We start from the raw sequence: 15436 nt of genomic DNA, 5'->3' as shown, positions 1-15436 counted from the left end.
TGACCTAAAAATTTAAGCAAATTAACAACTTAATTCTATTAATAACGAACAATTTATTCTGCAATTGCCATAGTAGCAATACTAATTTTCACATCAGGAATAGTTTGTAGAAGTAACGCACAAGCTTCGATAGTGGCGCTTGTTGTAATAACATCATCAACTAATAGAATATGTTTGTTATACAGATTATAAGTATTGCCTATTCTAAATCTCTTATTTACATCTTCAAATCGAGTAATCCTATCTTTAAAAACTTGGCGCTTTGTATAGGATGTTTTGATTAGTGCATCTTCAAAGTAATCGACTTCTAAAGCTTTAGCTATTTGCTCTCCAAATTTTGTGACCTGATTATAACCTCGTTCTCTTTTTGATTTTTTATGAATTGGAACTGGCACTACAACATCTATAGTTTGGTAAGCTTGTAGGGTTTTAAGCTCACCGCCAAGCCAATCTCCTAAAAATTTACCGATTTGCTCGTGTCCTCGATACTTTAAATTATGTAATAGTTCTTGTACTAATCCTTTTTTAGAAAAGTGAAGTAAAGCGGTAGCATTTTCTAATTCTACTCGACCATATAAGAGTTTTTTAACAGCGTCATTATTTTCAAAATGAAAATTAGTTACAGGTAATTCATGTCTGCATGTAATACAAACAGATTTTTCGTTGTCCTGTAATGGTATCTTACAAGCTTCGCAAATTTGAGGAAAGAAAAGATTAATTAGGTTTTGAAACACTTAAAACTGATATATAAAAACAATATTTATATGACTTCGTCACTTAAATGTAATATTTATTTTTGAGGCTACTATAAATTCACAAAAACCAACCGTTAATTCTAACGGTTTTATATTTTTGCAGCATGGCAAATAATGAAGATAAATTTAAGAAGGTCATCTCACACGCAAAGGAATACGGATATGTATTTCAGAGTAGTGAGATTTACGATGGTTTAAGTGCTGTATACGATTACGCACAAAACGGGGCCGAACTCAAAAAAAATATACGCGACTACTGGTGGAAAGCCATGGTGCAGATGAATGATAACATTGTGGGTATTGATGCTGCAATTTTTATGCATCCAACTACTTGGAAAGCTTCTGGTCACGTCGATGCCTTTAATGACCCATTAATAGATAACAAAGACTCTAAAAAGCGTTATCGCGCTGATGTTTTAATCGAAGACTATTGCGCTAAGATTGAAAACAAAATTGAAAAGGAAGTCAAAAAAGCAGCCAAACGTTTTGGAGAAGCATTTAATAAAGAAGAATTTTTAGCAACTAACGGACGTGTTTTAGGTTACCAAGAGAAGATAAATACTATTTTATCTCGTATGGGGAAATCTCTTGAAGCTGAAGATTTAGAAGCTGTAAAAGCTTTAATTGAAGAATTAGGTATCGTTTGCCCTATATCTGGAACAAAGAATTGGACCGATGTTAAGCAATTTAACTTAATGTTTGGTACAAAGTTAGGTGCTTCTGCGGATTCAGCGATGGATTTATATCTAAGACCAGAAACGGCGCAAGGTATATTTGTCAACTTTTTGAATGTACAAAAAACAGGTCGAATGAAGATTCCGTTTGGAATTGCCCAAACAGGAAAAGCCTTTAGAAACGAAATTGTTGCACGACAATTTATCTTTAGAATGCGTGAGTTTGAGCAGATGGAAATGCAATTTTTTATCAAACCAGGTACACAAGCTGAATGGTTTAAACATTGGAAAGAAACTAGAATGAAGTGGCACCTTTCCCTTGGAATGGGCGAAGATAATTACCGTTTTCATGACCATGAAAAATTAGCGCATTATGCAGATGCAGCAACAGATATCGAATTTAAATTTCCGTTTGGATTTAAAGAGTTAGAAGGTATACACAGTCGTACTGATTTTGATTTAAAACAACACGAAGAACATTCTGGCAAAAAACTACAGTATTTTGACCACGAAGAGAATGCTAATTACACACCTTATGTTTTAGAAACATCAATCGGTTTAGACCGTATGTTCCTAGCAGTATTCTCTAATGCGTTACAAGAAGAAGAGTTAGAAAATAACACAACACGTACTGTCTTAAAATTACCTGCGGTTTTGGCGCCTACTAAAGCAGCTATTTTGCCATTGGTTAGAAAAGATGAAGCTTTAGTTAAATTATCTAAAGACATTATTGATGATTTAAAATGGGAGTTTAACGTGACTTATGACGAAAAAGATGCCGTCGGTAGACGATACAGACGTCAAGATGCCAACGGAACACCGTTTTGTATAACCGTTGATGGTGAAAGTTTAGAGAATAACACTGTAACAATCAGACATAGAGATACGATGGAGCAACAACGTGTAAAAATTGAAGACTTAAAAACAATCATCAAAAAAGAAGTTGATGTTAAGGAATGGTTGATGAAAATGTAGCATCAATCATAGACTAAAAAACAAAACGCCCAGACTTAAGAGTTTGGGCGTTTTGTGATTTAATACATAGAAGAATCAAAAGCGAAGTCCATTGTCAAAATATTCAATACCTCTAGCTGTACTCTTGTAGCTTAAAGCATATTTGTAGTGTATATTTTCCTTATCTTTTATCAGAAATATTTTACTGTCTGCTAATAAAAAAAATAAATCACAAGAATTTAGTTTTCTTAAATCATCTATAGTTGTAAGCTTTATATTTTTCAAATCTTCGTCAGAAACTATATTTTTTATTTCATTAAATTTTAAATCACCATCTAGAGAAATATTGTTTATCCGGTATTTATACGTTGTGGGTCTTGCGTCTTCACCTTGGTTATTTATCGTAAATCTTAAATCTATATGTAAGATTTTAAAATTATCGTAATATTCGTTAATAGATATATTTTCATCATATTTTAAATATAAAATATCTTCATTTACTTGAGCATCACTTTTTGTAAAACAAAAAAATAATATAATTATTAAACCCTTTTTCATAGACATAATGTACAAAAAGATTTAATAAAAATTAAAGAAGTTGAATAACAGTAAATCTTAAAATCTATATCCAACAGTAATAGCAATTTTTCCAACCAAATCATCTGTGAAATCATCTGCGTTAATAATATTACGACCAATACCTAAATTTAACTCACCAATAAAGCCACTATTAGTAACCCATTTTCCTCCAACACCAATACCGAGAGCGAAAGCTGTTGAGTTACCTTCTCTAATTACAGGATCAGGACTAGAAAAATTAACTTCAGTTGTATCGTATCCACTTAATAGTCCAAAGCCTTCCACAAAGAAACCTGCGGCATATTTTTTTCCAAAATATAAACGGTAGTAAGGAGAAAAATAATAATTAATATCAAAGTCAATGTCATCTCCGTTTTCGTAAGGAATAAATATTGAAGCTCCAACACCAGACTCTTCATTTAGTGTACGCTCATAAGTTAACTCTAAAGCACCTACAACTAAATATAGTGCATTAAGTTTTACTTCATTAAAATTTTGAGTACCATCGTTTGAAGAATTATCCTGTGCATTCACTGAAAACATAGCACAGACTGCTAAAAGAAGTAAAATTGTTTTTTTCATAAAAGATAGAATTGATTGAATTTTTGATTAATAATGTAAGAATCTTATCACAAAGATGTTTAATTATATAAAAGGTTGCGTTAAAAAATCAAATTATTTAAAAATAAGCTTTCAATTGTACAGTACCAGTATGAATAGTTTTTGAAGTTTCTGTTTTTCTCCCGAAATAATTAAGGTTTAAATCTAAAAACTTGGTCAACTTCTTCTGTGCTATAACACTCCATGTAAAGTTTTTTCCAGGTTGCAAACCTTCTAAAATCTGAAACGCTACTGGCGTATTTGCATTACCTAAATAGTCGTTCTGAAAATAATTAAACTCACCTGTTAATGCGACTTTTTGAGCATTATTGTAGGTGAAGGAAAACCCATAATTGTTTTGTAGTAGTTCTTCAGAATTTCCTATTGTATTTTTCTTATTAGTGTATTGATAAAAAACATCAAACTGGGCATTTTCATTAAATATGTAAGACAACTTTGGTTGAAATTGGGTTTCATCAATTTTAAAGTCTCGATTAACAAAGCTTTCGTTAAAACTCTCATTGTTAGTTAAACTAGCTTCTGTTGTTACTAACCAACTTTTTAGAAACTTGTGATTAAAATTAACTTGATGACTTCTTATTTTATTCTGCTGCGCACCAATTGATAATAGACTTTGACTCTTATTAGTTAAATACGTGTATGATGTTGTGTAGCGCTGCTTTCCGCGGTTATAAAACAACACGTTTCTTAAACTAAAATTAAGACCTAATCTATTGGAATCATTATCGTTTTCGTCATTCAAAGCTTCAAATGGATTTAAATTAAATGAACTACCGCTTCGACGTAATTTGTTATCTACTAAAAATGAAGTTTGGTTATAAAAATGAGACCAGAATTTTTTCTGCTTATTTTCAGAAACATTCCATTGTTGTGGATTAAAAGTTACGGTTTGACTAAAACGATTTTGGTGCGTCTGAATAAAAACTTGGTTAGGTAATAGTACTCTAATGTAACTGCCTTGGTCAGCAAATTTTGCTGTTTCGAACTCGCCTAGTTCTTGAACTCCATTGTCGTTATAATCTATCCAAGTAAAATTTCCTTGGCCTGGTTCTACCTCAACAAAGGTAAAATCTTGTTGTGGTAATGTCCCAGAATTGGTTTCGTAACTTGTATTTAAGATTAAAACGTTTTTGAATAGACGTTGATTATAATTCAGTCTACTGTTCAGAGATTGCTCATCTTGAGAGGTATTACCTTCTGCTTTTAAAGTTCGGTAATTAACAAACAATTGAAGATTTGATGTTTTATTCTGAATTAATCTTGATTTTAAATAATAGGTGTTTGAAGTATTAACGCGCTGTAAATTATTGTTTCGTAAACTATCGTTAAGTCTATGAATATAACCTAATTCGACAAATACTTTTGTGCTATCGCCAACACCAGCAAAAGCTTCGTAAGACGTGAATTTTTGACTTAAGGCAGTTAAGTTTCCTGTTGCCTTTTCTGTCTGCTTATTATCTTCTAAAGCTAATTTTGCACCAGCCCATTTATTGGTTTTACCATAAACCACGCGATTAAATGAACGAACAAAATTAGAAGTATTTAAGCTCGAATTATTAGTTAAAGCACTAGACTGTGAGAATATCGAAAAATCTCCCAATCGTAAATCAGCTCTTAGATTATGTCGATTACCATTAAAAGCTTCTGAATAATTCAGGTGTTCAAAATTATAAGCTAGTCTTCCTTTTTTGTAATGAAATGCTTGAACACCAGAATTAAAAAGTAATTGGTCTCCCAAACTCACATTGCCTTGATTGGCTTCAGAATTATCCAAATTCCAATCACGTGCAAATTCTGGTCTATATAAACGTTGTACGGTTCTAAAATTATCTTGCAGATAATCAACATCAGCAATAGCAGATACATTCCAAGCACTATCTTTTTTTATTAGCTTTTGCTGCACTTTAAATTTACCTGCAAAACCATCATTATTATTATCATCCGCGCTAGAGAATAAATTCAAATCATTTTTACTACCTGCTAACTCAAAAAAGACATTTGTTTTTTCTGTTGGGGTATATGTTCCGTTTAGCGTAGCAATTTGCAAACGCTCAGGCGCGACAAGTTGAATAATAGGTTCGAAATTTCCTTGAGGAATTCCTGCTATTGGCGGTACAAATTCATAAATATTAGCAATTGTACTGTCATTACTTAAAACATAATTTCCTAGGTTATTGCCTACCAATGTAAAACGCACACTAAATAACTGGTCGTTTGGGTCATTAGAAAAAACAAATATTTCTTCAGTACCAAACAGTTCTTTTCGATATAGAATTCGATTTTCAGAAAAAATTTCTTCGACTGCCGATGGTGCCGTCATTAAACTCATATCATCTCCAGCAGCTGCTAAAATTTGCGCTTGTTCAGTCGACAAGTTTTGCTGTAAAGGCTGGTTTTTAGCATCACTCTCAGAGTATACCGAGAGATTTAACTTTAGTTTTTCAGTTTCAAATTGACTACCACCATAAACTGTAAATCGCGAATAATTCCGTTCACTAAATTGATAATCGACAGTAATTCTCATCTCAGATGTTATCGGAAATGTAGAGTTAAATACTATCTGACCTGCATTATAATCAATAATATAATCCTTGTTTTCTCCTCGTTCTAAAGGTACACCGTTGACATAAACGGTTTCACTACCCGAAACCACAAGCACAAACAACTCGTTATTTGGGCCTCGTAACTTATATGGTCCTTGATTGCCTTCTTGTGCTGTAAATTGACTAGTTGTAAACTGTCCTCGCACCAATGCTCCAGAAGCAAAAACCGACGTCTTATCACTTAAACTAGCATTTACAAAAAGTCCTTGTACACGCTTACTAAAACTATTGTAATAACTTGTATTGTTTTCCAAATCAATATCACCTGCACGTATACGCCAATCCTTACTAAATAATTCGATAAAAATCTGGTCAAACTCATCCAATCGCTGCGAAAATCCGCTTTCCTGTAAGGGAATGTTTGCATCTTGAATCGATGCTCTTAAGGATACTTTGTCACTCAACTTTCCTGAAATCTGAAGGTCTAATTCACTATTTAAAACAGAATTTTGATTGTTACCAATGGTTACACCTCGAGAGATACTTCCAGATGTCGTTAAACCATCAAAAGGTGTAAAATTACTTTTAGGTTTTCTATTCTGAATTTGAAATAATTTTTGTCTTGCCTCAGTATTTTGGACAATTATATTATCATCTAATTGACGATATGTTTTTGTAATAAAATTTGGATAGCGTAAATATTCAACTAAGATAGTATCTGTGTTTACTGAAGGTTTAAATTTTAAAATAGATTTCGAAAAATCAATAGTGTATAAACTTGAATCTATTAGTTCTCCTGATTTCTTTTTTACTTTAAATAAACTGGGATTGATACTTACTGAGTCAATTAAAATCGAATCTTTGACTGCGAATTTTTTTAATTTATAATTACTAGACTTCTCCTGTGATACCGCAGTAAACGAAAGTAGAATAATAATAAAAGTAATGAGTATTCGCATATAGAACAGTAACGCCTTTATTTAAGACATATTTCACAATAAAAAGCATTGTAAAAGTACAGTATTATTTATTTTTGAAACTGAACTAATTATTCGATATGAAAATAGCATCATACAACGTCAACGGTATAAGAGCCGCATTAAAAAAAGGATTTATTGATTGGTTGACTGCTACTGACCCTGATGTCATATGCTTACAAGAAATAAAAGCACAAGAAGACCAACTAGATTTGAATGTTTTTGCTGAAGCTGGATACAAATACAACTACTGGTTTAGCGCACAAAAAAAAGGCTATAGTGGTGTTGCCATTTTAAGTAAAACAGAACCAAATCATGTAGAGTTCGGAACCGGAATAGAATCAATGGATTTTGAAGGACGAAACATTAGAGCTGATTTTAACAAGGTTTCTGTTATGAGTTTGTATTTGCCTTCTGGAACTAATGATGCGCGCCTGAGTTTTAAGCTCAATTATATGGATGAATTCCAAGATTATATTAATTCACTAAAAAAAGACTTCCCAAAACTTGTAATCTGTGGTGATTATAACATTTGTCATGAAGCCATTGACATCCATAACCCAAAAATGAAAGGTGTTTCAGGGTTTTTACCAGAAGAACGTGAGTGGTTGGGCAACTTTTTAGACAGCGGACTCGTAGATACATTTAGATATCTCAACCCAGAATTACAGAAATATTCTTGGTGGAGTTATAGAGCAAACGCTCGTGCTAATAACAAAGGTTGGCGTTTAGATTATGCTTTAGCAACAAAACCGTTACAAGAAAATTTAAAAAGAAGCGTTATACTAACCGAAGCAGTACATAGTGACCATTGTCCTATTTTATTGGAGTTAGAATTTTAAACAATAAACATGACTAGAGTTAAACAACTATTACAACTTGGTCCAGAATTATATCTTCTGGCTGCAACTATTTATTATTGGACGCTCGCAGGACTTGTTATAAATCCGTATGCTATTATTTTGATGAGCATTTTGACATTTCAAATTATTTCAAAAAAAACAATTTCGGGTTTATTAATATCAAGCTTATTTGTTATCATCAATTTATATTTAGTTATGGCTTTAATTTCAGAATTATCTGAGTTTACTGAAGCCAATTCAAACTTTTATAAACTACTTATTGTGGGTAGTTTGTTTTTAGGTTTTAACATTGTAGCTGGCAGTTTTATGTTTTACAAATACGCCAGAAGCAAAAAGAATAAAAACATCTCAAATCTTTCAAACAATTAAAAATGATTAAAAAACTCTCAATCTTAGCCTTAGGTTTAATCCTATTTTCATCTTGTGTATCCAAAAAAATATACACAGATTTAGAAGATAAATATGCTGATTTAAAAAAAGAACACCGTCAATTATCTGACCAAAATCAATCACTTTCAGATGCAAAAAACAAGCTTGAAAATGATTTAGACAAACTGCAAAAAGCATATGCAGACGCAGTTAAAGAACGTGATCAATTAACAACTGAGTTAGCTGCATCTATATCAAATTTAGAAAATCTTAAAGCCTCATATGCTGCTTTAGAAGAAAATAGCTCAGCATCAATTGCAGCAAATTCAAAAAAGAATAGAGAGCTTTTAGCGCAACTCGAAGCTAAAGAGCAAGCTTTAATAGCAGAAAGTGAGCGTCTAAGTAAACTACAAAAAGAATTGGAAGCCGGTTCAAAAAGAGTTGCAGAATTAGAAAATGTTATCGCAACAAAAGATGCGGCAATGACTAAACTCAAAGATGCCATCTCAAAAGCTTTAACCAATTTTGAAGGTAAAGGATTAACTGTAGAGCAACGTGATGGAAAGGTTTATATTTCTATGGAAAACAAACTCCTTTTTAACTCAGGTAGTTGGTCTGTTGGTAGCGAAGGTCGTGAAGCGGTAGAGCAATTAGGTAGCGTTCTTGCAGAGAATCCTGACATTGCAGTTTTGATAGAAGGTCATACAGATAACGTGCCCTATAAAGGTAATGCACAATTGAGTAGTAATTGGGATTTATCAACCAAACGTGCAACTTCAATTGTAAAAATTCTAAAAGAGAATTCTTTAATAAATGCTGAAAATCTTACTGCTGCTGGTCGTGGTGAGTATGCACCTATTGCCACTAACGATACTTCAGAAGGCAAAGCAAAAAATAGACGTATTGAAGTAATTTTAACACCAAAATTAGATGAAATTTCTAAACTATTGAATGATATTTAATACATAAACCTTAACATAGATTTAGACCTTTCAAGTTTTAATAACCTGAAAGGTCTTCTTATTTTTGTTAAAATTTTTTAATTACCACAATGAAATATACCAACCTTCCAAATACAGATATAAAAGTTAGTAAAATATGCCTTGGCACTATGACCTGGGGAAATCAAAACACACAAGACGAAGGTTTTGCTCAAATGGATTTAGCATTAAACAAAGGTGTTAACTTCTTTGATGTTGCTGAGTTATATCCTGTTCCTGCAACTGCAGAGACTTATGCCGAAACCGAGCGTATTATTGGAAATTGGTTCGCAAAAACAGGCAATAGAGACAAGATTGTTTTAGCAAGTAAAATAGCTGGCCCAGGTGATTACACCGCACACATAAGATCCACAGGTTTCAGTAAAGAAGCACTTAGCGAAGCTGTTGAAGGTAGTCTAAAGCGTCTAAAAACAGACTATATGGATTTATATCAAATCCACTGGCCAGAACGTAATACTAATATGTTTGGCGTTAGAGATTATGTCCATAATACTAATGACGAATGGGAAGATAACTTCAATGAAATTCTTCATAATCTTGACGAAATAGTAAAGTCAGGAAAAGTAAGACAAATAGGAATTTCTAATGAAGGTGCTTGGGGAACAATGCGTTATTTACATGAATCTAAACAACATAATTTACCAAGACCAATTACAATTCAAAATGCATACTCATTATTATGTAGACCTTTTGATAGTACTATGGCTGAAGTTGCCCACCGAGAAAATATTGGACTACTAGCATACTCACCAATGGCATTTGGTGTACTCTCTGGAAAATATATTAAAGGGACCGCAGCAGATAATGCACGCTTAAAATTATTTCCTCGTTTTGCAAGATATAGCGGAGAACAAGCTACTGAAGCTACGAAACGTTATTTAAAAATTGCTGAAGATAACGGGATGACCTTAGCACAAATGTCTCTAGCTTTTGTAAATGAGCGTCCATTTTTAACGAGTAATATTATTGGAGCAACTAATTTAGTACAACTTGAAGAAAATATTAATAGCATCAATATTTCATTGTCAGATGATGTTATAAAAGCGATTAATGAAGTACACGCTGAGATACCAAATCCTGCACCGTAATTCATATACCACATTAAAATAATATCAAAAACTCGAGGCCAATAGCTTCGGGTTTTTTTGTAGTTTTATAGACTTACAAAAACAAATATAATGTCCGACCAAAAACGACTATTTCTCGTAGATGCTTACGCTCTAATTTTCCGTGGCTACTATGCTTTTATAAAAAACCCTAGAATTAATTCTAAAGGTGAAGACACCTCAGCAATAATGGGCTTTATGAATTCACTTTTAGATGTTATAAAACGTGAACGTCCAGACCATTTGGCAGTTTGTTTTGATAAAGGCGGAAGTGTCGACAGAGTTGAAATGTTTGAAGCCTACAAAGCGAATCGAGACGAAACACCAGAAGGTATAAAAACTGCAATTCCATATATTCATAATATTCTTAAAGCCATGCATATTCCTATCATGGTAAAAGAAGGTTTTGAAGCTGATGATGTTATAGGTACACTTTCGCGTCAAGCGGAAAAAGAGGGCTATAAAGTCTACATGGTGACACCTGATAAAGATTTTGCACAATTAGTAACTGATAATATTTTTATGTACCGCCCCGTTTTTGGTGGCGGTTATGAAACTTGGGGAATACCCGAAGTTCAGAAAAAATTTGAAGTGACTGACCCAATGCAAGTGATAGACTATCTAGGAATGATGGGTGATGCATCAGATAACATTCCTGGTTTACCTGGTGTTGGTCCAAAAACAGCAAAGAAATTTTTAGCAGCTTACGGAAGTATGGAAGGTTTATTAGCCAATACGCATGAGCTAAAAGGTAAAATGAAAGAAAAAGTAGAAGCTAATGGAGAGCTTGGATTACTTTCAAAAAAATTAGCAACCATCATGTTAGATGTTCCTGTTGATTTTGATGCTAAAGATTTTGAGTTAGACCATCCAGATATTGAAAAAGTAAAAGAAATATTTCAGGATTTAGAGTTTAGACGATTAACAGATAACTTCTTGAAAACATTTTCAACAGAAGTACCAACTGCAAACAGTAGCTCTACAACAACAGAAACGAAAACTGAAGTAAAGGCCACTCCTAAAGAACAAAAATCTGCTGGCGCTGGACAATTTTCACTATTTGGTGGAGACACTTCAACTTCTGACGAAACAACTTCTGAATACACAAGACATACTGTAGAAACCAGTTCTCACTTTTACCAAAGTATCGCACCAGGAATGGCAACTAAACTATTTGTCAAAAACCTAATGAATCAGACTTCGGTATGTTTTGATACTGAAACCACAGGACTAAATCCTTTAACTGCTGAATTGGTTGGCATTGCATTTTCATGGGAAACTGGTAAAGGGTTTTATATGCCTTTTCCTGAAGATAAAAACAAGGCTCAAAATTTAATTGAAGAATTACGTCCATTCTTTGAAAATGAAAACATCGAAAAAATTGGACAAAACCTTAAGCATGATATTAAAGTTTTAGCAAAGTATAATATCGATGTTAAAGGAAAGTTATTTGACACAATGCTAGCACATTACCTGATTAATCCTGACATGCGCCATAATATGGATGTACTTGCTGAGACTTACCTTAACTACAAACCAATATCGATTACTGAATTGATTGGCAAAAAAGGAAAGAACCAGCTCTCAATGAGAGATGTACCTTTAGATAAGCAAACTGAATATGCTGTTGAAGATGCTGATATCACGTTGCAGCTTAAAGAACATTTTGAAAAAGAACTTGGTGAAGCCAATACACAAAAATTATTTAACGAAATCGAATTGCCACTACTTCGTGTTTTAGCAGATATGGAACTTGAAGGTATCAATCTCGATAAGGACTTTTTAAATTCATTATCCGAAGATTTGAATAATGATATTCAAACACTTGAAAAACGAATTTACGAAGCTGCCGGTGAAGAATTTAATATTGGATCTCCAAAGCAACTGGGCATTATTTTATTTGAAAAAATGAAATTGGTTGACAAACCAAAAAAGACCAAAACAGGTCAATATTCTACGGCAGAAGATGTTCTGAGTTATTTAGCAAAAGATCATCAAATTATTAAAGATGTTTTAGATTATCGTGGTTTAGCAAAACTCAAAAGCACCTATGTAGACGCACTTCCGCTTCAGGTTGAAGAAAGCACAATGCGTGTACACACCGATTATATGCAAACTGTTGCTGCTACTGGTCGTCTAAGTAGTAATAATCCCAACTTACAGAACATTCCTATTAGAACGGAACGTGGACGTCAAGTGCGTAAAGCCTTTGTGCCTCGTGATGAAAATTATACGCTTTTAGCTGCGGATTATTCTCAAATAGAATTACGAATTATTGCGGCACTAAGTGAAGAAGAAACCATGATTGAGGCTTTTAAGAACGGAGAAGATATTCATGCCTCAACAGCTTCAAGAGTATTTAATGCACCTATTACAGAAGTATCACGTGAGCAACGTAGCAATGCTAAAACGGTAAATTTTGGAATTATTTATGGGGTTTCGGCCTTTGGCTTGAGTAACCAAACCGATTTATCTCGGGGTGAAGCCAAAGAATTGATTGACACCTATTACGAAACCTATCCAAAACTAAAAGCCTACATGAGTAAGCAAGTAGATTTTGCTCGTGATAATGGTTATGTACAAACTGTGTTGGGTCGTCGCAGATACTTAAAAGACATTAATTCTCGCAATGCTGTAGTTCGCGGAGCAGCTGAGCGTAATGCTGTAAATGCACCTATACAAGGAAGTGCTGCAGACATTATAAAAATCGCTATGATTAATATTCATAATAAGTTGAAAGCGTCTGATTACAAATCCAAAATGTTGTTACAAGTACATGATGAATTGGTTTTTGACATCTATAAGCCTGAACTAGATGCTATGAAAACACTCATCAAAACAGAAATGGAAAATGCCTATAAATTGTCTGTACCGTTAGATGTAGACTTAGATATTGGTGATAATTGGTTGGAGGCGCACTAGAACTTCATTTTTTTGAAGTAGCTTTGCAATCTATTTATGAGCATTATTTCTAAAGACATACAAAAAGCAGTTACATTACTAAATGCTGAAGAACTTGTTGCTATACCAACAGAAACAGTTTATGGTTTAGCCGGTAACATCTTTAGTAAAAAAGCAATTAATTCTATTTTTGAAACCAAACAGCGTCCCTTTTTCAATCCATTGATTGTTCATATTCCTTCAATAGATTATCTAGAAAAAATTGTTGCTCATATTCCTGAAAAAGCAAGACTTTTAGCTAAAGCCTTTTGGCCAGGACCAATCACTCTTGTTCTTAAAAAAAAGGCTGTCATTCCTGATGTAATAACAGCAGGAAAAGATACTGTTGCAGTTAGAATCCCAAATCATCCAACGACTTTAGAGTTGCTAAAGCAGTTAGATTTTCCATTGGCTGCACCGAGTGCAAATCCATTTAACCGTATTAGTCCAACTACTGCTGAACATGTAGAAGGTTATTTTAAAAACGAAATAAAAATGGTACTTGATGGTGGCGCTTGTAAAAGTGGAATAGAATCTACCATTATTGGTTTTGAAGATAATGAACCTATTATTTACAGGCTAGGTTCTACCTCTATTGAAGCTATCGAAAGTATAGTTGGTAAGATTGAGGTTAAGAATTCTACTAAAAAAACTGAAGTCAAGCCTGAAGCCCCAGGTATGTTAGCGAAGCATTATGCCCCAACGACAAAAACAATATTAGTAGATGACTTGGTTAAAGCTATTTCAGAAAACCAAGGTTTAAAAATCGGCGTTTTATCTTTAAATTCTAGTTTTAAAAATAATGCTGTAAAACAGCAAATAAGTCTTTCAGTAAATAAAAATTTACAAGAAGCTGCTTCTCATCTTTATGATGCATTACACAAACTTGACGCAGCAAATCTAGATATTATCATTGTCCAGCGTTTTCCTAATCACGACTTAGGAAAATCTATAAACGACCGCTTAGAACGTGCTACTAAATAGCTTAAATTGATTATTTAAAATCTTATATTCGACAAATAATCTTATGTTATTATGAATAACTCGGAAATAAGAGACCTGTTTTTAAAATTGCCGAAAGCAGATGTGCATAGTCATTTACATCTGGCTGGCTCTCAGAAAAGATTTAAAGAAAAATATCCTGAGGCAAATTTAACCTTTCCAAAAAGCTTTGATGGTCTTACCGGAATGATTGATTTTATTTACGGACATCTTAATACTATTATGGTTGAAGGTGAAGACGTTATTAACTTTATGGAAATAGCCATCGAAAGTGCTATTGATGATAATGTGACCTTATTAGAGGCTAGTGTAGATCTAAACTTGTCTCGCTTTTTTGATGGTAAAATTGAAAAAGTTATCGAGATAACTAAGCATCTAAAAGAAAAATATGAATCCCAAATAGATTTTAAACCAGAATTAGGCATTAATAAAGATTTAGAATACGAAAAAGTATATAATGATGGTATAAAGTGTATTGAAAGCGGTGTTTTTCATTCTGTAGATTTATATGGTCAAGAAGTTGGAAAAGACTTAAAACCTTTTGTTCGTTTTTACGATATGGCAAAAGATTTGGGTTTAAAAAGAAAAGTTCATATTGGAGAATTTTCAGATTATGAAAGCATCGATTACACGATAAAATTATTAAGCCCAGATGAGTTACAACATGGTTTACGAGCAGTAGACTCTGAAAGAACAATGGATTCTATCCTAGAAAATAATATTCGATTAAATATTTGCCCAACAAGTAATGTATTATTAGGCGCTGTTTCAAATATCGAAAAACACACCATACGCCAATTATTTGACCACGGCATAAAGGTTACAGTAAATACCGATGACCTTATCTTATTTGACGCTTCGGTTACAGATGAATTTGTAAAACTTGCTGAAGCTGGTATTTTTACAATGGAAGAATTGCATACTATTAGAAAAAATGGATTTTAAATTACTGCACTTTAACTTTCATAGAATTCAAATACTTCATTTAAAAAATACTTGATTTTAAAACCTGAAAATCAGCGCAAAAAAACATTCGCTAAGGTTTGCCAATC

The 15436-nt window shown here is 33.1% G+C and carries 12 protein-coding genes; 8 read left to right on the top strand and 4 right to left on the bottom strand.

The genetic code is table 11. The annotated features are described in order from the left end of the window. Positions 1-53: 53 nt before the first annotated feature. A complete protein-coding gene (locus BTO05_RS10175) occupies positions 54-734 on the bottom strand; it encodes a ComF family protein (protein ID WP_087492559.1) in 681 nt (226 codons plus the stop codon). Between the two features lie 125 nt (positions 735-859). Here BTO05_RS10175 and BTO05_RS10170 point away from each other — a divergent pair, with 125 nt between their 5' ends. Continuing rightward, a complete protein-coding gene (locus BTO05_RS10170) occupies positions 860-2404 on the top strand; it encodes a glycine--tRNA ligase (RefSeq protein ID WP_087492558.1) in 1545 nt (514 codons plus the stop codon). Between the two features lie 75 nt (positions 2405-2479). Here the strand turns inward: BTO05_RS10170 and BTO05_RS10165 are convergent, their stop codons facing one another. The 3 genes from BTO05_RS10165 to BTO05_RS10155 form a co-directional block, all read right to left on the bottom strand. Beyond that, positions 2480-2941, bottom strand: a complete 462-nt coding sequence (locus tag BTO05_RS10165) for a hypothetical protein (protein ID WP_087492557.1) — start codon at positions 2939-2941, stop codon at positions 2480-2482. A 57-nt stretch (positions 2942-2998) separates the two neighbouring features. Further along, positions 2999-3544, bottom strand: coding sequence for a DUF3575 domain-containing protein (locus BTO05_RS10160; RefSeq protein ID WP_087492556.1), 546 nt, complete (start codon positions 3542-3544; stop codon positions 2999-3001). A gap of 97 nt (positions 3545-3641) precedes the next feature. After that, positions 3642-7085, bottom strand: coding sequence for a hypothetical protein (locus BTO05_RS10155; protein ID WP_087492555.1), 3444 nt, complete (start codon positions 7083-7085; stop codon positions 3642-3644). Between the two features lie 98 nt (positions 7086-7183). Here BTO05_RS10155 and BTO05_RS10150 point away from each other — a divergent pair, with 98 nt between their 5' ends. The 7 genes from BTO05_RS10150 to BTO05_RS10120 all read left to right on the top strand — a co-directional run bounded on the left by BTO05_RS10150 (position 7184) and on the right by BTO05_RS10120 (position 15329). Continuing rightward, positions 7184-7945, top strand: coding sequence for an exodeoxyribonuclease III (locus BTO05_RS10150; protein ID WP_087492554.1), 762 nt, complete (start codon positions 7184-7186; stop codon positions 7943-7945). 9 nt (positions 7946-7954) lie between these two features. Further along, positions 7955-8335, top strand: coding sequence for a hypothetical protein (locus tag BTO05_RS10145; protein WP_087492553.1), 381 nt, complete (start codon positions 7955-7957; stop codon positions 8333-8335). Between the two features lie 2 nt (positions 8336-8337). Continuing rightward, on the top strand, positions 8338-9297 hold the full coding sequence (locus BTO05_RS10140) for a flagellar motor protein MotB (RefSeq protein ID WP_087492552.1): 960 nt from the start codon (positions 8338-8340) through the stop codon (positions 9295-9297). An 89-nt stretch (positions 9298-9386) separates the two neighbouring features. Beyond that, positions 9387-10424, top strand: coding sequence for an aldo/keto reductase (locus tag BTO05_RS10135; protein ID WP_087492551.1), 1038 nt, complete (start codon positions 9387-9389; stop codon positions 10422-10424). A 90-nt stretch (positions 10425-10514) separates the two neighbouring features. Continuing rightward, a complete protein-coding gene (polA, locus tag BTO05_RS10130) occupies positions 10515-13364 on the top strand; it encodes a DNA polymerase I (protein WP_087492550.1) in 2850 nt (949 codons plus the stop codon). Between the two features lie 36 nt (positions 13365-13400). Further along, positions 13401-14366 carry an L-threonylcarbamoyladenylate synthase gene (locus BTO05_RS10125; protein WP_087492549.1) on the top strand — a complete coding sequence of 322 codons (966 nt, stop codon included), beginning with the start codon at positions 13401-13403 and terminating at the stop codon, positions 14364-14366. A 51-nt stretch (positions 14367-14417) separates the two neighbouring features. After that, the gene (locus tag BTO05_RS10120) at positions 14418-15329 is read left to right on the top strand and encodes a hypothetical protein (protein ID WP_087492548.1); all 912 of its coding nucleotides are present in this window, start codon (positions 14418-14420) and stop codon (positions 15327-15329) included. The last annotated feature ends 107 nt before the right edge of the window (positions 15330-15436 follow it).

The sequence above is a fragment of the Winogradskyella sp. PC-19 genome (genome assembly GCF_002163855.1).
In the GTDB taxonomy this organism is placed as follows: Bacteria; Bacteroidota; Bacteroidia; order Flavobacteriales; family Flavobacteriaceae; genus Winogradskyella.
This window is presented reverse-complemented; position numbering and strand designations above follow the sequence as displayed.